The sequence below is a fragment of the Pseudomonas sp. PMCC200344 genome, from assembly GCF_030053095.1.
Classification (GTDB): domain Bacteria; phylum Pseudomonadota; class Gammaproteobacteria; order Pseudomonadales; family Pseudomonadaceae; genus Aquipseudomonas; species Aquipseudomonas svalbardensis.
In genome coordinates, this window is record NZ_CP125618.1 from 3,763,510 (window position 1) to 3,782,057 (window position 18,548).

At 57.0% G+C, this 18,548-nt stretch carries 18 protein-coding genes and 4 pseudogenes; 11 read left to right on the top strand and 11 right to left on the bottom strand.

Features of this window, described 5'->3' with window-relative positions; genetic code table 11:
• The first annotated feature begins 10 nt into the window (after positions 1-10).
• On the top strand, positions 11-370 hold the full coding sequence (locus tag QFW87_RS17050; RefSeq protein ID WP_349294094.1) for a hypothetical protein: 360 nt from the start codon (positions 11-13) through the stop codon (positions 368-370).
• A 103-nt stretch (positions 371-473) separates the two neighbouring features.
• Here QFW87_RS17050 and QFW87_RS17055 read toward each other — a convergent pair.
• Positions 474-1,035, bottom strand: a pseudogene (locus tag QFW87_RS17055) (nucleotidyltransferase family protein).
• Between the two features lie 137 nt (positions 1,036-1,172).
• Here QFW87_RS17055 and QFW87_RS17060 point away from each other — a divergent pair.
• Positions 1,173-1,574: a GFA family protein gene (locus QFW87_RS17060; protein WP_283188332.1), complete on the top strand. Its 402-nt coding sequence runs from the start codon at positions 1,173-1,175 to the stop codon at positions 1,572-1,574.
• 78 nt (positions 1,575-1,652) lie between these two features.
• Positions 1,653-2,159, top strand: a complete 507-nt coding sequence (gene msrA / locus QFW87_RS17065; protein ID WP_283188333.1) for a peptide-methionine (S)-S-oxide reductase MsrA — start codon at positions 1,653-1,655, stop codon at positions 2,157-2,159.
• Positions 2,160-2,349: 190 nt separating this feature from the next.
• On the opposite strand, the gene QFW87_RS17070 is transcribed toward msrA, so the two are convergent.
• Genes QFW87_RS17070 through QFW87_RS17080 form a run of 3 tightly spaced genes read right to left on the bottom strand, consistent with a single transcriptional unit; the run spans position 2,350 to position 5,345 of the window.
• Positions 2,350-3,858 (bottom strand): tripartite tricarboxylate transporter permease, encoded by a 1,509-nt coding sequence (locus tag QFW87_RS17070; RefSeq protein ID WP_283180671.1) that lies wholly within the window; start codon positions 3,856-3,858, stop codon positions 2,350-2,352.
• A 24-nt stretch (positions 3,859-3,882) separates the two neighbouring features.
• A complete protein-coding gene (locus QFW87_RS17075; RefSeq protein ID WP_283188334.1) occupies positions 3,883-4,377 on the bottom strand; it encodes a tripartite tricarboxylate transporter TctB family protein in 495 nt (164 codons plus the stop codon).
• Complete coding sequence (locus QFW87_RS17080; RefSeq protein ID WP_283188335.1) at positions 4,374-5,345, bottom strand: tripartite tricarboxylate transporter substrate-binding protein; 972 nt, start codon at positions 5,343-5,345, stop codon at positions 4,374-4,376. Before QFW87_RS17080 ends, QFW87_RS17075 begins: the two co-directional genes overlap by 4 nt.
• Before the next feature lie 297 nt (positions 5,346-5,642).
• On the opposite strand from QFW87_RS17080, the gene QFW87_RS17085 reads away from it, so the two are divergent.
• Together QFW87_RS17085 and QFW87_RS17090 are read left to right on the top strand one after the other, a co-directional pair.
• Entirely contained in the window at positions 5,643-5,993 is a 351-nt protein-coding gene (locus QFW87_RS17085) for a DUF6152 family protein (protein WP_283180674.1), read from the top strand.
• The gene (locus QFW87_RS17090; protein ID WP_283190927.1) at positions 5,993-6,505 is read left to right on the top strand and encodes a DUF6644 family protein; all 513 of its coding nucleotides are present in this window, start codon (positions 5,993-5,995) and stop codon (positions 6,503-6,505) included. The genes QFW87_RS17085 and QFW87_RS17090 overlap by 1 nt, the downstream gene beginning before the upstream one ends.
• A 3-nt stretch (positions 6,506-6,508) precedes the next feature.
• On the opposite strand, the gene QFW87_RS17095 is transcribed toward QFW87_RS17090, so the two are convergent.
• Both QFW87_RS17095 and QFW87_RS17100 read right to left on the bottom strand, forming a co-directional pair.
• Entirely contained in the window at positions 6,509-7,597 is a 1,089-nt protein-coding gene (locus tag QFW87_RS17095; protein ID WP_283180675.1) for a polyamine ABC transporter substrate-binding protein, read from the bottom strand.
• 51 nt (positions 7,598-7,648) lie between these two features.
• On the bottom strand, positions 7,649-8,950 hold the full coding sequence (locus tag QFW87_RS17100) for an FAD-dependent oxidoreductase (protein WP_283188336.1): 1,302 nt from the start codon (positions 8,948-8,950) through the stop codon (positions 7,649-7,651).
• Positions 8,951-9,099: 149 nt separating this feature from the next.
• On the opposite strand from QFW87_RS17100, the gene QFW87_RS17105 reads away from it, so the two are divergent.
• Complete coding sequence (locus QFW87_RS17105; protein ID WP_283188337.1) at positions 9,100-10,002, top strand: LysR substrate-binding domain-containing protein; 903 nt, start codon at positions 9,100-9,102, stop codon at positions 10,000-10,002.
• A 17-nt stretch (positions 10,003-10,019) separates the two neighbouring features.
• Here QFW87_RS17105 and QFW87_RS17110 read toward each other — a convergent pair whose 3' ends face one another.
• Positions 10,020-10,241 carry a hypothetical protein gene (locus QFW87_RS17110; protein ID WP_283180678.1) on the bottom strand — a complete coding sequence of 74 codons (222 nt, stop codon included), beginning with the start codon at positions 10,239-10,241 and terminating at the stop codon, positions 10,020-10,022.
• A gap of 104 nt (positions 10,242-10,345) precedes the next feature.
• Between QFW87_RS17110 and QFW87_RS17115 the strand changes: the two are divergent.
• The 5 genes and pseudogenes from QFW87_RS17115 to QFW87_RS17135 form a co-directional block, all read left to right on the top strand.
• Positions 10,346-10,540: pseudogene (locus tag QFW87_RS17115) on the top strand (alpha/beta hydrolase); the annotation flags it as partial.
• Positions 10,541-10,669: 129 nt separating this feature from the next.
• On the top strand, positions 10,670-10,927 hold the full coding sequence (locus tag QFW87_RS17120) for a DUF2790 domain-containing protein (protein ID WP_283188338.1): 258 nt from the start codon (positions 10,670-10,672) through the stop codon (positions 10,925-10,927).
• A gap of 80 nt (positions 10,928-11,007) precedes the next feature.
• Positions 11,008-11,354: pseudogene (locus QFW87_RS17125) on the top strand (ATP-binding protein); the annotation flags it as partial.
• Positions 11,355-11,625: 271 nt separating this feature from the next.
• On the top strand, positions 11,626-12,810 hold the full coding sequence (locus QFW87_RS17130) for an acetyl-CoA C-acyltransferase family protein (protein WP_149629676.1): 1,185 nt from the start codon (positions 11,626-11,628) through the stop codon (positions 12,808-12,810).
• Positions 12,811-13,252: 442 nt separating this feature from the next.
• Positions 13,253-14,677, top strand: a complete 1,425-nt coding sequence (locus QFW87_RS17135; RefSeq protein WP_283180680.1) for an undecaprenyl-phosphate glucose phosphotransferase — start codon at positions 13,253-13,255, stop codon at positions 14,675-14,677.
• Between the two features lie 58 nt (positions 14,678-14,735).
• On the opposite strand, the pseudogene QFW87_RS17140 reads toward QFW87_RS17135, so the two are convergent.
• From QFW87_RS17140 to QFW87_RS17155, 4 genes and pseudogenes are all read right to left on the bottom strand, one after another.
• Positions 14,736-15,319 (bottom strand): annotated as a pseudogene (locus QFW87_RS17140) (hypothetical protein); the annotation flags it as partial.
• A 67-nt stretch (positions 15,320-15,386) separates the two neighbouring features.
• The gene (locus tag QFW87_RS17145; protein ID WP_283188339.1) at positions 15,387-16,124 is read right to left on the bottom strand and encodes a WecB/TagA/CpsF family glycosyltransferase; all 738 of its coding nucleotides are present in this window, start codon (positions 16,122-16,124) and stop codon (positions 15,387-15,389) included.
• A complete protein-coding gene (locus tag QFW87_RS17150; RefSeq protein ID WP_283188340.1) occupies positions 16,124-17,311 on the bottom strand; it encodes a glycosyltransferase family 2 protein in 1,188 nt (395 codons plus the stop codon). Before QFW87_RS17150 ends, QFW87_RS17145 begins: the two co-directional genes overlap by 1 nt.
• Complete coding sequence (locus QFW87_RS17155; protein WP_283180683.1) at positions 17,308-18,510, bottom strand: glycosyltransferase; 1,203 nt, start codon at positions 18,508-18,510, stop codon at positions 17,308-17,310. The genes QFW87_RS17150 and QFW87_RS17155 overlap by 4 nt, the downstream gene beginning before the upstream one ends.
• Positions 18,511-18,548: the final 38 nt, after the last annotated feature.

Below are 18,548 nucleotides of genomic sequence, written 5' to 3' on the forward strand. Positions count from 1 at the left end.
TTGCATTGTAATGGCGAGTCGCGCTGACTACACCCAGCAATATGAAGACTTTGCTAACGAACCCTGCTCGCCTAGGACAAAAGTTTTCACCTTCATTTTTCGGGACGTCGTTCTGACCTTAAACCTCGAGACAAGCCCTCAACGCAAGTTAGTTTTTTCTCGGCCGCAGAACATTGCCGAACTGAAAGCGCTGACCGCCGAGAACCTGACCATCACCGTATCGGGTGACGTAGCGTTGGTCCTTCATCACTTCTCGGCACAAGCGCTCAAAGGCACCGAAGTGGTTCCAACCGAAATCGAGAACTTCCAGATTTGGCAAAAACAGAAAGGCCACGGGTTGCTGGTAGGCCGACAAGCGTTCAAGTTCTGATTTTCGTAACGAAGGGGACATCGGTCAGCCAGGCTGCGGTGTCCCTACCCTCCCCTTTTACCTACCGTTGATCCGCGAGTGCGCGGCGGAAAAGTCTGTCGATTCAAACTGCGACCACTTGTAGAAAAGGCCAGCGAGCCTTATAACTCCGGGCCTTATGATCGAACAGATCGGGCTGATGATTCACCGGATTGATCCGTAAAAGCCCTTCTTCGACATCGCTCAAACCGTAAGGCGCATACACCTCGCCGGTCACCACATCCAGACCGATACACGTCCCCCGCAATCAGATACCGATCGATGCCATCCTTTGTCGACTGAAGCTTGGGATAAGCCCTGCCAAATCGCTGACCGTACCAAAGGTGAACCCGTGCCTGGTTCTTGATTTCGATGTTTACGTCGAGGTCGTGAAAGAGTTTCCGGGCGGCGATGATGACTTCATTCTCGGCCTCCCACGACACGTCTTTATCAAAGTAGAAAACGTCGTAATCCTTGATGCCCCAAGCGGCGGGAAGCCCGGCTTGATGATTCCAGACCGCCTGAAAAAGGCAGCCCGCCGTCAACAGGCATTGGTTCAGGCCGAGTGAAGGTAAGCGTCGGGCAATCTCGGCGTTTGCCGGATTGGCCATCGCGATCTCAATCAACGTTTCAGCGGTTAACGTCATGCTCTCTCCATGGGATGCGTCAAATCCTGGGGGCTGACGATACCTTAAAACCGCCTGACGAAAGACCGGACAACTGGGTTTCACTCCACTCGGCAGACCGCTACAGTGGCGCGACCGATACCTGAGAAACGATGAACATGGATGCACTTCACCAAGGAAGTTGCCTGTGCGGCGCAGTGAAATATCGAGTGGCCGCCGAGCTGAAAGCGGTTACCCATTGCCATTGCAGCCAATGTCGCAAGGGCCACGGGGCAGCATTCGCGACGTATGCAAGCGCCCTCAGGTCGGCGATTACGATCGTTGCGGGGGGCGAGACGCTCAAAACCTTTCACTCATCTGAAGGCGTCGCACGACAGTTCTGTGGCGAGTGCGGCTCTTCGCTGTTCTGGTCTGATTCCAAAGGTGATTATTCGGACTGGATGTCAGTGGCGATAGGCACGCTGGATACACCGTTCCTGAGTGAAAAACAGAAACACGTGTGTGTTGCATCGAAAGCGCCGTGGTACGCAATCGAGGATCAGTGGCCACGGACGGAGTGAGCGCTTTCGGCCAAGAAGCGGAACCACATGATGTACATTGATACCTGATCCCAAATTCACTGATGGGAGGGACCGTATATGACGACGCGAACTGAAACTGCCATCCTGGCAGGTGGCTGCTTCTGGGGCATGCAGGATTTGCTGAGACGTTACTCCGGCGTGCTGTCCACGCGGGTAGGCTACTCGGGCGGCGATGTGCCCAATGCGACTTACCGCAACCATGGCACGCATGCGGAAGCGATCGAGATCGTGTTCGATCCGGACCAGATCAGCTATCGCCAGATCCTCGAGTTTTTCTTCCAGATCCACGACCCGACAACGAAGAATCGTCAGGGCAACGATGTGGGTATGAGCTACCGTTCTGCACTCTTCTATCTCAACGATGAACAGAAGCAGGTGGCCGAGGACACGGTGGCCGACGCTGATGCATCTGGCTTGTGGCCCGACAAGGTCGTGACTGAAATCGTGCCCGCAGGCCCGTTCTGGGAAGCAGAGCCGGAACATCAGGACTACCTCGAACACTATCCCAACGGCTACACGTGCCATTTCATTCGGCCAGACTGGAAACTGCCTAAACGAGGGTGATGGTCAGGCCAAAAATGGTCCCGCCGGCAGCTGTCGGCGAGACCGAGTCCGTGTGCTGCACGCCGAATAACCATGCTCCTCCGCCGGAAAAGCCCCGCCCTTCCCTGCCACCACATACAGGTGGTCGGAAGATTTGCCTTTTTCCTCCAGGCGCGCCTCAATGCCCGGCAGGCTACGCTGGCCAATTCGCTCAATCGTCCTCATGCAACTTGATACCGCGGGCGTGAAGCAGATGCGGGATCACCAGCACCAGCAGCGTTAGCGCGAGGAACGCGGCCGATATCGGTTGCGTCACAAACACCAGCCAGTCTCCCTCGCTGATGGACAAAGCATTGCGCAGCTGCTTTTCAGCCATCGGCCCGAGCAGCATGCCGACGATCACGGGGGCGACGGGAAAGTCGAAACGGCGCATCAGCACCCCACCCCAACCGATCGCCAACATCAGAAAAAGGTCGAAGGAGGAATGGCGCATGCCGTACACGCCGATGGTGGCAAACACCAGAATGCCGGCGTTCAGGTACGGCCGGGGAATCTGCAGGAGCTTGACCCAAAGGCCCACCAACGGGAGGTTCAACACTAACAGGATCACGTTGCCGATATACAGCGAGGCCACCAGGGTCCAGACCAGTTCCCCCGACGTCTGGAAGAGCATCGGCCCCGGTTGCAGGTTGTAGTTCTGGAACGCGGCCAACAGAATCGCCGCAGTGGCGGACGTCGGGATGCCGAGCGTCAGCAGTGGCACCAAAGAACCCGTCGCGCTCGCGTTGTTGGCCGCCTCGGGACCGGCAACGCCCTCGATCGCCCCCTCGCCCTTGTTGCCTGCAAACTCTTTCGGGTACTTGCTCAGTTTGCGTTCCGCCGAATAGGACAGGAACGTCGGAATTTCAGCGCCACCGGCCGGAATCGACCCGAATGGAAAACCGATCAACGTGCCCCGAAGCCACGCGGGGACCGAGCGTTTCCAGTCAGAGCGCGTCATCCACAACGAGGTCAAGCGGTGCCGACCGGACGCTTCTTCTTTTTGATACAGCAGGCTGTACAAGGCTTCACCCACTGCAAACAAACCGACCGCCACGAGCACGACTTCGATGCCATCCACCAACTCCGGCACCGCCAAGGTGTAGCGGGCAATGCCCGAGGTCGAGTCCAGGCCGATCAAGCCGATGGTCAGTCCAATCCCGAGCGAGACAAAACCGCGCAGCATCGAAGCACCGAGTACCGCAGACACCGTCGTGAAGGACAGCACCAGAATCGCGAAATACTCCGCAGGACCAAACTTGAGCGCCAGCGTGGCAACAATCGGGGCAAACAACGTCAGGAACACCGTCGCGATGGTGCCGGCAACAAATGAGCCTATCGCAGCCGTTGCCAGGGCCGGTCCTGCCCGGCCGTTGCGCGCCATGAGATTGCCTTCCAGGGCCGTGACCATGGAGGACGATTCGCCGGGCGTATTGAGCAGGATAGAGGTGGTCGAGCCGCCGAACTGCGCGCCGTAATAGATGCCGGCGAACATGATCAAGGCGCCCGTAGGATCGACCTTGGCGGTAATCGGCAGCAACAACGCCACCGTCAGCGCCGGCCCAATACCCGGCAAGACACCAATGGCGGTGCCGAGCAAACAGCCGATAAAGCCCCACATCAAATTGATCGGTGTCAGCGCAGCAGAAAAACCAATGGCCAGGTTCGCAAGAGTTTCCACCTTGATTACCTCCTTCAGCCCGGGTCAGATCCAGGCGTTGACAAGGGGCGGCAGGGAAACCCCTAGCCCGGCGTTGAACAGCCAGTAAATCGGCAGGGTCAAGGCAATGCCGATGGCGAGGTCACGCACCGGACGGCGACTGCCAAACCCCCTCGCCGAACAGGCAAACAGCAGCCCGGCGGCCAACACGAACCCGATGAGGTTAATCAGCACGGCCACCCCCACAAGCCCCGCCGTCACCCAGGCTGCGCCGGCTTTGCCGCTGGGCAACGCTTGGGCAGCTTCGTCGCTGTGGTCTGCCAGCTCGCGAAAACCACCGGTGACGGCCTGATAACACAGCAACAGACCGACAACGCCCAGGAACACCGCGACGGCGTACGGATAGACGTGGGCTCCCAGGATGACGAAGCCCATCTCGGGAGGAAAGCGGAATGCGCCCACCGCCAACACGGCGCTGATGGCAATCACTCCGGCGCCGATCGCCAGTTGTACCGGCACGATTGCGCGAGGCTGAGTCATTTCGAAACCAACCCGACCTCGACCAGCATTGCACGCAGCCGCACATGCTCTTCGTCGACGAATTTGCCGAACTCATCGCCGGTCAGGACGTTGGGTGCCCATTTGTTGGTGTCGATATTGTCTTTCCAGACGTTGCTGTTGGCGGCAGCCACGACGGCGTCGATCACTGCTTTGCGCTGCTCGGGCGTGAGGTTCGCGGCACCGTAAACACCGCGCCAATTGCCGATGGTCACGTCGTAGCCTTTCTCTTTGAGGGTCGGTGCATCGATGCCTTCAGTGCGTTCTGGCGCGCCGATGGCGAGTACTCGGAACTGGCCGTTCCTGATGTATTGGCCAAGCTCGGCATAACCACCGGTGATCACCTTGATCTGCCCGCCCAATGCTTGAGCAACGACTTCACCCCCACCCGCGAAGGCGACGTAATTCACCTTGTTGACCGGCACACCCATTTTTGCGGCCAATTCGGCAATGCCGATGTGATCGATCGACCCCTTGGAGCCACCGCCCCAGGAAATACTGGTCGGCTTGTCCTTGAAGACTTTCAGCAAGTCCTCCAGGGTTTTGAATTCAGACTCCTTACGGACGGCAATCACGTTGTATTCGGTAAACAGCCGAGCAATCGGCGTTACGTCCTTCAAGGTGATTTGCGGTTTGTTCTGTTCAATGGCAGCGACCATGATCGCACCGACAACCAGCAGCGCATTCGGATCACCCTTGGTGCTGTTGGCGAACTGCGCCAGCCCCAATGTCCCCCCTGCTCCGCCCTTGTTCTCGAAGGTGGTGGATTTGGCCGTGTTGGCCTCGATCAAGGCTTTGCCCAGGACCCTGGCGGTCTGGTCATAGCCGCCACCCACAGAACCCGGGGCCATGAACTTGACGGTGTCCAGCGCAAAGGCCGGTGTCGCGAGTGCAGCAGCGGTAACGGCCGTTGCGATGCAGCGGCTGAATCGACGGAACAAGGCGGACATAAGTTGTCTCCCGATTGCATTGTTTTTATAGGTGCCGGGTGAACGTCGATCAGGGCGAAAAACCCTGTTCAATGAACATTGGCCTGCGGATAAGCGTAGGCCATGGTTAGGGAGACAGCATTCAACGAATTCGCTATCGTCATTCGCCTATGAACTGGACAAGCAAGCTATTGATATTCAAACATCTACTTCTTCAGAAACATTTGCTCGACGCAGTGCTGAAAAATGTCGGGCTATTCTAAAAATCCTCCGGTGAAAACACGTCAGGACTCAATGATCTGCAACAGGAGACTTGTCATGAACGGCATGCTCGGCAGCATTGGATTGTCACTGTTACTGGCTGCAACGGCGGCGTTCGCGCATCACGGCTGGAGTGAATACGACTCCAGCACCCCCCTGCAGTTGAACGGCACGATAGAAGAATCCGGTTACTCCCATCCACACGGCTTCGTGCGTCTCAAAACACAAGACAAAACCTGGAACGTCGTCCTGGCACCACCCTCGCGCATGGAGAACCGCGGCCTTTCCCGGGACATGCTGAGTGTGGGGAACACGGCCAGCGTGGTCGGCTATCAGAATCGAAACAAACCCGATGAAATGCGCGCCGAACGCATCACGGTCGGCGGCAAAACCACAGAGTTGAGATGATGCAGGCCATCGATACCAGCGCTGGTTCGGGTCCGGACAGCTGGCTGGACTGGGTGGGTGACTCGCAGCTTGGCGCGGCCATGCGGGGCGACCTGTGGTTGTATCCGATGGTCGAGGTGGTTCACATCATTGGATTTGCGGTGCTTGTCGGCTCTGTGGTGATGTTCGATCTACGGGTGCTCGGGCTGTCGAAAGAGATTGCGGTAACAGCCCTGGCTCGCCACCTCCTGACCTGGTCCATCCTGGCCCTGCTGTTGATCGTGCCCGCCGGGCTGATGATGTTTTCAGCCCATCCCCATGACTTCGCCTCGAATGACATCTTCATCTTGAAGCTATGCCTGATCGCTACTGCCGGGCTCAACGCTGCTCTTTTCCACGTCGGGGTGTTCCGCTCGGTGACCCAGTGGAACACGGGCACTGCGGCGCCTGGAATCGCAAAAATCCAGGCGCTGCTTTCGATTGGGTTATGGGTCAGCGTGGTGATGTGCGGTCGGCTATTGGCGTACACCTGATCATCAGGTATTGGTTTTCAACTTGGTCCACAGGCGAGTAGTCAACCGTGCGATGGCAGCGGGAAGTTCCTCTACGGTAAACAGCTTGTCCAGCACACGTGTCGGCGGGTAAATCGCCAGGTCCTGCTTCACAGCCGGAACAACATATTCATCCGCCGCAAGGTTGGGGTTGGCGTAATGGATGCTGTTGCTGATGTTGGCAATGACCTGCGGTGTCAGCAGGTAGTTCATGTAGGCGTAGCCATTCTTCTCGTGCGGCGCGCTCTTTGGCATGACCACCATGTCGAACCACAGGGTGGAACCTTCGTCAGGGATCGAATAGGCGATTTCAATGCCGTTGTTGGCTTCCTTGGCGCTGGCGGCCGCCTGCACGATGTCGCCATTGAAACCGATCACCGCGCAGACATTGCCGTTCGCCAGGTCGCTGATGTACTTGGAGGCGTGGAAATACTGGACGTAAGGTCTGATTTTGAGCAGCGCCTGCTCGGCTTTCTTGTAATCCGCCGGCTCGTGACTATGGGACGGCAACCCCAGGTAATTCAGGGTGATCGGCAGGATCTGCGTAGGGTTATCGATAATCGCCACGCCGCACTGGCTCAGCTTTTTAATGTTGTTCTCATCAAAAAACAGATTCCAGGAATGGGTGACATCGGTGCTGCCGAAGATCGCCTTGATCTTCTCGACGTTGTAGCCAATACCCGCCGTGCCCCACATGTACGGATAGCCGTATTGATTACCCGGATCATTGACCTCGAGTTTTTTCATCAATGCCGGGTCAAGGTTTTTCCAGTTGGGTAACTGGCTTTTGTCGAGTTTCTGAACCGCCCCGGCTTTGATCAATCGGGACAGAAAATGGTTCGAAGGGCTCACCACGTCATAGCCGGTGTTGCCGGTCATCAGCTTGGATTCCAGCACTTCGTTACTGTCGTGAATGTCGTACGTTGCCTTGATCCCCGTTTCCTTGGTGAACGTGGTCAAGGTGTCGTCGGCGATGTAGCCGTTCCAGTTTGAAATATTGACGACTTCGTCAGCGTAAGTGGCTGCTGACAACGTCGACAGCACGACCATCAGGGAAATGTTATTGACGCGCATGTTCAATCACCGTGTGTTTGATGAGTTTTTATTGTTTGATCGCCGGGTGTTCTAGATTTCTGTTTTGGCCCTGACCGCCTCCACGCGCATTCGAAGCATGGCACCGATATCGAGCAAGGGGCGCGGTGGCAGCCAGCCCGGCTGAGCCCTGCGCATCACCGACTCGAGGATGGGCGAGCTGTCACCCGACGCCAGTTCGGCGAGCAAGCGTCCCCAAAGGGTGCCGCGTGCGACGCCCGAACCATTGCAGCCGGCCACCGCAAACACACCCTCGTCGACCTTGGCGAAATACGGTTGCCCGGTGCGTGAAGCGCTCAAGTGTCCGGTCCAGGTGTATTGAATGTCCTGCTCGCTCAGGAACGGGAAGCGTCGTTGCAAGCCGAGCACATGGTGTTTGCGACGGTGCAAAAGCTCACTGTCGGATAAATCCCGAGATCGGTATTCCGCCGTATTGCGGATCATCACGCGGCGGTCCGGGGTCAGTCGCACCGTGGCGCCCAGTGGCCGGGTGGACAGCACGCCCCAAGGCTCAACCGCGCCGATGGACTTGAACTCGGCGTCGCTGAGTGGTCGCGTGAGGCTGGCGCTGAGTTCCATCGGGAACGTCCCGCTGTCTTCTATTCCGGAGCGCGGGATGAACGCGTTCAGGCACACCAGGACTTGCCTGGCTTCGATGCTTCCATCGGTGCCATTGGCACGAATACGCCCTTTGCCCAAACGCTCCAGACCCGTGATATCGGTGTTCTCAAACAGGGTCACCGTGTCCGGCAGCGTATCCAGCAGGCCCTTCACGTATTTCGCGGGTTGCAGCAGTGCGTTGCCATTGCCGCACCAGATCGCGGCCTGGTAATGCGCGGTGCCCAGTTTTTTGCTCAGCGGTTCGCCTTCCAGAAAGTGCGCAGAGGCGCCGACAGCGCGTAGCGTTGCCAGTTTGGCCGCGACATCGGTCAACTTGGCGGGATCGTTGACGGCGAAGTAGTAGCCCGATTCCCTGAATTCACATTCGATGCCCAGACGAGCAATGCGCTGGCGCACTTCGTCACTGGCAGCACGGGAAATCGAGGTATCGACTTCAAAACCGGCAAATCCCGGGTTGCCGATCAGCTCATCCTTGGCCGGATGTTCGTGACCCACCACGAAACCTGAATTGCGCGCCGAGGCGCCCTGTGCGGCCCGTTGTCTGTCGACAATCACGATGCGCGCCTGAGGGTGCATTTCAGCGAGTGTGTGAGCGGCGCACAGGCCGGTGATACCGGCACCGACAATCAGCCAATCGGCTTTTTGCGTGCCTTTGAGAGCATCGCGAGCGGGTGAACTCCCCGCTTGCGCAATCCAGCCACATACATTGGTCATGCATCACCTCATCTGCCTGTCGTTCTGCAAGCACCGCACATGACGTCATCGCATGAGTATTTCCGGCTAGTGCTGGCTAGAGCTAGAATCTATAAGGCCTGTAGTGATACAACCAACGTTATAAAATCATCGAGCTATTCAAAAAACGCATGGATAAAATTCACCACGTTCCTTCTCTCCAGGCCTTGCAGGCGCTGGTCGAGGTCGCAGGCTCGGGCAGCTTCACGCACGCGGCGCAAAAGCTGTGCCTGACCCAAAGCGCAGTGAGCCGAAAAATCCAGCAGTTGGAGAGCCACTTCGACTTGCCGATGTTCGTGAGGAATAGCCGCAGTGTTCGGCTGACACCGGAAGGCGAGCAGGTGCTTGCGACCGCCCGAAGTATCCTGGCGCAACTGAAAACCCTTGAAGATCGGCTGACACCGCAAAAACGACCCTTCCGCATACGCATGCATGTGTCGCTGGCGGTTCGATGGTTGCTGCCAAAGTTGAGCGAGTTCTATCGAAGTCATCCGCAGGTTTCGCTGTCGATCGAAACCGTGGCCACGGAAGTGGTGGAACCGGCCATCGACAGCGACGCCTACATCCTCTATCTGCCCGAGCCGTCCCGCGATCCTGACTGCCTGACGTTGTTCGAGGAAGCGCTGGTGCCGGTGTGCGCCCCAGGCCTGGGTAGCACGACCCAACCGTTGGAGTCGGTGGCCGATCTCGTGCGTTTCCCGCTGTTGCATCGCTCGGCGGACAAGCATGACTGGTTCCGGTGGCTGCACGCCAATGGCGGCCAGTCACTTGAGGACTACCGCCATATCCCCTTCAACCTCGACGAGTTGGCGCTCGATGCGGCGGCGCGAGGGCTGGGGGTCGCCATGACTGACCTGACACTGGCAGGAGAATCCCTCGAACGAGGCGTGCTCGTCGTTCCGTTCGGCCATCCCTTGAAGACCCGCGGCATTTACGCCTTGAACCTGCAACCTTCCGCCGCCGCTCATCCAGCCTGTTCGCTGATCATGCAATGGTTTGCCCAACAGGCCGAACAGCCAGCAGGCGAAGTTTGACCACCCGGGATTGACCACTACGTTCCGCGCCCCAACCCTTCTCTCGCATTGGCAAACGCAGCGCTCGCCTCTTGAACCAGCTTGCGCCATTCAACGCTGTTGATGAGTCCGGTGCGTTCCATCTCATCGGCAGCCTTGAGCAACTCGTCATATTGCTCTTCAGCATCCATCCGGATTTCGGGCACTTTCAGGAGCTGATACCAGGCCGCCAGGGCTTCGCTCTTTTGATCATCACTCATGCTCAAACTCCCAAATACAGTCTTCATTTGGAAGTTTTCTTATGGGTGGCGTTCCTCGCTCCCGACATACGGCAGTCAGGCATGAAGACAGTCGCACCACCGCCGCTGCCTGGCACACCAAGCCGTCCTGGTACGCAGTCTCCAGCCTCGATCAGACCATCAACCCAGACCTGGAACGCTTCCTCGCCAAACGCAAGAACGCGACCACCATCGAGCTGCCGTCGAGCCATCTGTCTTTGGTCTCCCACTCCAAAGAAATCGCTGACCTGATCCTCAAAGCCGCCGGTCGCCAATCGTAACGTCGGCGCCGTTTCATTACAAAATTGTCATTCAACTGTGGGTCGGCTGTGCGGATCGCCTGGTTAACCTGAATTCACTGTCAGGCAACCCATCGGCAGCCAACCCGCCCCTGAACAGAGGGAATCATCATGAAAATGTTAGTCCTCGGTTTTGCTGCTCTCCTCGCCACCGGTTCGGCGTTTGCCGCTACCCAGACCGCCGAACCTGTCATCCACGACAAGACCGGTTTCTTCGTCCACCTGGATATTGCCAAAGACATATCCAGCAATATCATCACGCAAGAATGCGGCATCGTCCCCGCGCAGCTGATTTACCTCGACCATCAGGGTCGCAAGCACGTGCTGGATTACCAGGTCCAGGGCATGGGTTGCATTGGTGACAATTGAGCAGACGCCTGTACTCACAAAGGATCGGGCTACACTGGCGCCACTGGCTGACCTCTGTAGCCCGCCGCCGCGACAGGTATATCTGGGCCGAACCGATGTTGCTGCGCCGCGCCCTGGCCAACCTTTGCGCCAACGCGATCAAATACGGCGCGCCTGACTCCGAACTGCTCATCCGCGCCACACCCGCGGCCGACGGCATCCGCCTGCAAGTGCGCAACCGCGGCCAGACCATTGCCGCCGAACACTTGCCCCGACTGTTCGAGCGCTTCTACCGCGTCGACGAATCCCGCGAACGCCGGCGCACTCCAACGGCCTGGGCCTGTCGATCGTGGCGACGATCATGCAGCTGCACAATGGGGCTTACAGCGTTAGCAGTGCTGACGGCATCACCTGCTTCGAGCTGTTTTCCGGCGCGGCAATTGGATGAATGAGGTCCCGACGGCATTCCCACGCGGACGGTTCGACGCCTCGACGTGGGAACGATCAAGCCCGGACATGTACCGCGGACGTGTACCGGGCTTTTTTATTTCCTTTTCTGCGCTTTCGATCTGTTCAAGTGGATCTAATATCCACTTCAATTGAAATGGCAAAAAACACCAGCGCCCTTGAGCAGTTTCGGCATAGGCCAATAACGTAACCGACTCTAGACTCGCCCCCAATAAAAATACCGAAACGCAATCGAATCCAGGGGAACCCGCATGAACCCATCCGACATTTTTGTTATCAGCGCCGTCCGCTCGGCCATCGGCAGCTTTGGCGGTTCGCTCAAAGATGTGCCACCTATCCAACTGGCCACTGACGTTTGCCGCGCCGCCATTGAACGTTCGGGGCTGGCGCCTGAACACATCGGTCACGTGGTGATGGGGCATGTGATCCCGACGGAAGCACGTGACGCCTACATCTCTCGTGCCGTGGCGATGAATGCCGGCCTGCCGAAAGAGACGCCCGCCTTCAACGTCAACCGCCTCTGCGGTTCTGGTTTGCAGGCCATTGTCAGCGCAGCACAAAGTTTGATGTTGGGAGACGCAGGCGCTGCGCTGGCGGGTGGCGTCGAGTCCATGAGCCGCGGGGCCTATCTGTTGCCGCAGGCGCGCTGGGGCGCACGCATGGGTGATATGCAAGCCATCGACTACGTGCTCGGCGCTCTGCAAGACCCGTTTGGCGGTTTCCACATGGGCATTACTGCGGAAAACATCGCCGAGCGCTATGGCATCACTCGTCAGGCTCAGGATGAGTTGGCGCTGCTCAGCCAGCAACGGGCGGCCCGGGCGATTGCTGAAGGGCGGTTTACCGACCAGATCGTGCCGATCGAAGTGGCGTCCCGCAAAGGTACCGTGACGTTTGCGACGGACGAGCATGTCCGCGCCGAGGTTAATGCCGAGCAATTGGGCAAGATGAAACCAGCCTTCAAAAAAGACGGCAGCGTCACCGCCGGCAACGCGTCGGGCCTCAATGATGGTGCCGGAGCACTGATCATGGCCACGGGGCAGATGGTTCTCGACCAAGGCCTCAAGCCCATCGCACGACTGGTCGGTTATGCCCATGCCGGTGTGGAACCAGAGCTGATGGGGTTGGGACCGATCCCCGCCACCCGCCTGGTCCTCAAACGCGCCGGCTTGACCGTTGCCGACCTGGATGTCATTGAGTCCAACGAAGCATTCGCGGCCCAAGCGTGTGCCGTGGCGCAAGAACTGGGCTTCGACCCGGAGAAGGTCAACCCGAACGGTTCGGGGATTTCTCTGGGCCACCCGGTGGGTGCGACCGGTGCGATTATCGCCACCAAGGCAATTCACGAACTGCACCGTGTTCAGGGTCGTTATGCCCTGGCAACCATGTGCATCGGCGGCGGCCAAGGCATCGCCGTGCTGTTCGAACGCGTCTGATCGGCCCAAACGAAGACGGTGCCCATTGTGGACGCCGTCTCGTTTTACCGCGATGGAATCTGTGCGAAATGCACTCCGATTTCAGCTCGGTGTAAGTCTCGATCACTGCGCAACCACACTCGCGCCCCATACTCGATTACTGACCAGGCACGACCTTGCCGCAGACACCGCGGACGACCCCGTTGCAGGCCGGTCGGTATCTCGACGGGCATCATTTTTTCAGGCCCGGAGGTTCTACTAAACTACTCAGAACTACGCAGATTCAGTGAATGATTTCACAGTACTGCTAAAGTGAAAGCACGCGTCGCCACATGCTCCCAAAGCCTGTAATTTTCGAAGGTGGGTGGCTAATCACGGTGACGCCAACGCTCTCCAGCGAGGGCAGCATGAACTGAATCGCGTCATCATCGAGCGCGAGGGGCAGCAGACATGAGGTCTAAATATGATATTTGAGCCCAACAGCACCCGTTCCGTTCTCCAGCGAAGAAGCAGTACCAGTATCGTTATTCAGGCTGGTCTCGATTGTGTTGCGGTGACCGGCGTTGCGTGGTTTTTGATCAATTATCATATCGGCTTCATAACGCAGTCCTATGTCATCCTGCTCCTGTTGCTGCTGGGGGCGTTGGCCGTCGTGTACGACCACTATGCTATTTACCGCAGCAATGTTGTTTTTACCGTCAAAGCCTTCAAGCTTTTGAAAGCATGGACTGCCACGTTTGGCTTTCTCGTTGCCATGGCCTTTCTTACCAAGCAAAGCGAGCAGTACTCGCGTTTATTGGTCGGGCAGTTATTTGTTATTGGATATTTTGCTCAGTTGCTTTTGCACCTCGCGACACGCGAGATGCAGAAGACGTTTTTGGCCCACTCGACTCAATTGGAAAACTCGCTCATCATTGGCTCGGGCGAACTGGCCAGCTATCTTCACAAGAAGATCAGCAATAATCCCTGGCTCGGTGAGCGCATAGTCGGCTGTGTGTTGATTGGCGCGGACGATGATCGGGGAAAGGAAAGTCTGGAAGGCGCGCAACGTCTGTCGATACTGGGCGATATCTCCGACCTTGATGAGTTAGTTGTTAAACATGCCATTCGTACCGTCTATTTCGTGACCCCACTGGGTGGCTCAGAGGTCATCCAGGATGTTTATTTAAGGCTGTTCGATAAACACATCTCTGTTAACTGGGTGCCTGACATTTTCTCGTTGCGCCTGATCAACCACAGTGTTCGCGAGATTGCCGGCATTCCCGTGCTGACCTTGTCTGAAACTCCGCTGATGGGGATGCGTCTGTTTCTGAAGAACCTTGAAGACAAAGTCCTGGCCTTTCTCATTTTGGTTCTTGCAGCGCCAGTCCTGGTAGCCGTCGCCATTGCCATCAAGCTCGATAGCCCCGGCCCCATATTCTTTCGTCAGCAGCGCATGGGGTGGAGTGGAGAAGCTTTTCGGATCTGGAAGTTCAGAAGCATGGTCGTCCATCAGCCGGAAGACGGCGTCGTCAAGCAGGCGCAAAAGAATGACCCGCGCATGACCAGGGTTGGGGCCTTTATTCGGCGGACCAGCCTCGATGAACTACCGCAGTTGTTCAACGTTTTGATGGGGGAAATGTCTCTGGTGGGGCCTCGCCCGCACGCTATTCAACACGATGTGCAGTACTCGCCCGATGTCTCTGGCTACTTTGCGCGTCACAACATTAAGCCGGGCATCACAGGCCTGGCTCAGGTACGTGGCTATCGTGGTGAAACGAAGGATATAGATCAGATGATCCGGCGTGTTGACTCGGACATTGAATACATTAACAACTGGTCGCTATGGCTCGATTTCGTCATTCTTGTACGAACGGTGTTTGCCTTCTCCGGCAAACATGCCTATTAGCCAGTCCTGAGTACCTGGACGATCTCAAGGCCATCCATATGTGGTTATACGGGCAAAAGCCAAAACCCATTTCGCGATATCGATTAGCGACTTCCTCGTCACCCGGACCGTCCAGCAACCCAAGATGAAGTGTCAAACTCTGGCCTTCGACAGCAAACAGAGGCGTCTCCCAAAGAAATTGCGCTGCGTCCACCTTGGGCAGTCGAACAAACAAATAGCCGTGATTGCCCAGCGTATCAACATCACCGCCACGTCTTCTCTTCCACTCAAGAAGTCCATCGTCCGGGCGTGCCAGGCAAGTGCCGATATCATAATAGTCAAAACCATTTTCTATCGGCCATTCAAGCGCCATGAACGTGGTAATCGAGTTGATTTCACTTATCCAACTTCAACTGACTATCAACCGCTTGAGATTCAGCACCCAGTAGAACCTTTACAAATTCCCGCTGTGTTTTCCTGCCCACATAGAGAATGTCGTGGAGGCTATCTTCCCGCAGTCTGAACCTGACAATTTCCCCGCGCCAAAAACAGGCTCGCCCAAGTATATCCCGCGGCCAGGCAGCAGCTTTCCTTAGCTCAAAACACATCGAAGGAGCCGGGAGATATAAACTTACGCATCAACTCTGCTATGTATTCTTTCATTTGGTTATTAGCACAACTCAAGGAAGGGGTATTTGAGTTTACAAACCATCTATTTTGAACACGTCACCTATCCCTTATCCCTGTAGATCAATGTGCGCAACAAGAACATTGGATTACCCACCACATAACGTCTGAATAATCGCTTTGGCTCACCTATCAACCTGAACACCCACTCACAACCGAGTCGACGCACCCATTGCGGAGCACGCGTCACCTTGCCACCGAGAAAATCCAGGATCGCCCCTCCGCACACGACCAGACAGGGCACGCCGCTGACGGCTAACCTGGCAGCAACGGCTTCTTGCTTGGGCATGCCCATACCCAACACAACCAGTTCCGGCTGAAACTGTCGGGCAAGGTTTATGTAAGCATCCACTGGCGCGAAACCATGGTGAGCAGAAACTACATTGACCGCAAATAGCGCTTCGCCACGCTGCACCGCATTGGCTAGAAAGGGTTCTTCTGTGCCCCAGAAAGCCACGCGCCGGCCCTTGAATGCTGCCAGTAATTTGGGGATGAAATCGGTGCCATTCATATTTAGCCCTGGCTCCAGGCCGAGTCGACGAAACAGGATGGCCATGCCGGAGCCATCCCGTAACAACACGTCCGCAGCCAGCAGCGCGTTAAAGTAGTCGGTATTGGCTGCCACCAGATTCATGGCATGGGCATTGGCGAACCCGAGCACTGTCGTCACGTCAGGTCTGGATAACGCATCAATCAAGGCTTGCTCGTCATCAACATCGCTGACCACCCTGAGTTTCTGGGTAATCGTTTGCCAGCTGTGCTGCCAGGATAAAGCACGCATTAGCTGTCATCTCGCTTCGAACGCACCCATTCAACCTGGCGCTTAAGCAAAAATCCGAGATACAGAGGGATTTTCTTCAGCGCGTAGAACGGCGCATACAACAAGGCTGAAAAAGAAATAATCCCGCGACCAAATTGGCTCCATGCCAGCAAAATAGTGACACCCAATATTGCCACCCCGGAAGAAGCTATCAATGCTGGCGCCAACGCTCCGGACAGCATAAATACCAACCATGACAGACCAAATACAACCCCCAAGGCCAACGTCAACAAGGCCAACGGAGGGACCAGCAAATCCAGCGTCATCGCCAGCAGACTCCAGTTACGCTGGCCAATCGACTCCACCAGCAACTTTGGCGTATCCCCAAGGATTACCCCTAGATGACCATGTTCCCAGCGCGTACGCTGGGTAGTTAAGCCTTCATCGCTGCGCGGAAAATAACTGGTCACCAGTGCATCGGGGCAGAACAAAGGCGGCTTGCCGCTTCGGCATAAATCCAGGCCCATCTTCAAATCTTCAACGATGTGGCCACTGGCCAAATTGATCAACGTCAGGTCCCGCCAGACGACAGCCATTCCCGTGCCCATTAGCTGACAGGGCAAACCAAGCCGGGTCCAACCCTGCGGCCGTACCCGATTCTTCACGCACCAGGCAAACTCGGCAAGCCGCACTTTCAGCCCGGAACCTGCTGGAGCACGCATTAAATTAAGTGCTTGCGCTGGCCGCCCTGAGTCGATGCAACAGATTGCCAAACGCTCAATAGAACCCTCGGCCACCTGGCAATCCGCATCGATAACAATCATGACGTCCGGCGCATCGCTCGCCAAATGACGCACCCCACAGTCCAGCGCATAACCCTTGCCCCGCTGCTGATCATTGCTGCGCTCCACCACCTCGGCACCCGCCATGCGGGCCAGCGCCGCCGTGTCGTCAGAACAGTTATCCGCCACCACCAATAGGCGATCACCCAAAAGCAACTGCGGCCGAATGCTGTTTAACGTCGCGACGATGATCGAGGATTCATTGTGTGCCGGTATCAACACCGCCACCCGCGGTCGCGATCCTTGCGCCGACACGCGCGACCGTGCAGGCAGACAGGCCATCAGCACCTGCACAAACAGCACCAACACCGGCAGGAGGATGAGTATCATCAGTGAGCTGAACAGCCAACCAAGTAATGTGATCATGCTTGCGCCCTAAACAAATTAGCCAACTTGGCCGCTTCGATATCGATGTCGTGTCGCTCCAACACTCTCTGATAAGCCGCCTCGCCCATCCGCTGCAACACCTCGACAGGTTGCGCGAGGCAGTCCGCCAGTGCCGCCGCCAACTCATCCACCGCTCCAGCGGGAAACAACCAACCGTTCTCACCCTGTCGCACTAACTCGGGAATGCCCGCCACATAGCTCGTCAGTACGGGTCGGCGTAACGCCATGGCTTCCATGATGACCACCGGCAACCCCTCGGCGAAGCTCGGCAACACCAAGGCCCGCGCCGCAAGAATCTCCGCCCGCACCTGATCGCTGCTGATCCAGCCGGTAATTCGCACCCGCGCCTGCAAGCCATGCCGTGTAATAAGGGTTTCGATTTCCGCGCGCATTTCTCCATCGCCGGCCAGTACTATCTCGAACTCCACGTCTTGTGCTGCCAGAATGCGGGCGGCCTCAAGCAACAAAAGCTGACCCTTCTGCTCACACAAACGACCTACACAAACCAACCGCGGCGTGGCTGGCACGGCAACGGCCGGGACGTCGTGAAACGCGCGCTCCAGGCCACAATGCACCACCTTTACCCTTGCCCAGTGTGCATGAGCCACCCAGCGAAACAGCTGACTGCGCCCATAAGAACTGATAGCAGCGACAAAGGCAGCGCGCCGAACTTTCTCGCCCAAGTGAATAAACTGCGGTTTGTCGAACTCTTCCGGCCCGTGCACGGTAAAACTGTACGCCGGCCCACCGAGTACATTGGCCAGCATCACCACCTCGGTTGAGTTGGTGCCGAAATGCGCATGCACATGCTCGGCCCCAAACGCCTGCAACCAGGTCAGCACGCGACACGCCTCGGACAAATAAATCAAATGGTATGGCCAAGGGCGATCGGCACGCTGGCCCATGCGTAGCGCCAGCCACAGCGCCGAAAAAAAACGTCGCGGCTGGGCGCGCAACACCTGAAGCACAGGCACTAACAGCTCTTTGACTCCGCCCTGCAGCACATACTGGGTTTTATCGCGTTCGGCCACGTCCTCGGCATCCACCAATTCGGCATCCCAGCCACGCAGGGCAATGCGCTGCACCACAAAACCCTGTCGCTCTAACGCCAAAATCTCGCGACGAATGAAGCTATGGCTGACTTTAGGGTATTGATTAATGAAATAAGCGATACGCATAGGAACCAGACTTAGTTGTCGTTGCGGTGGATTATTAC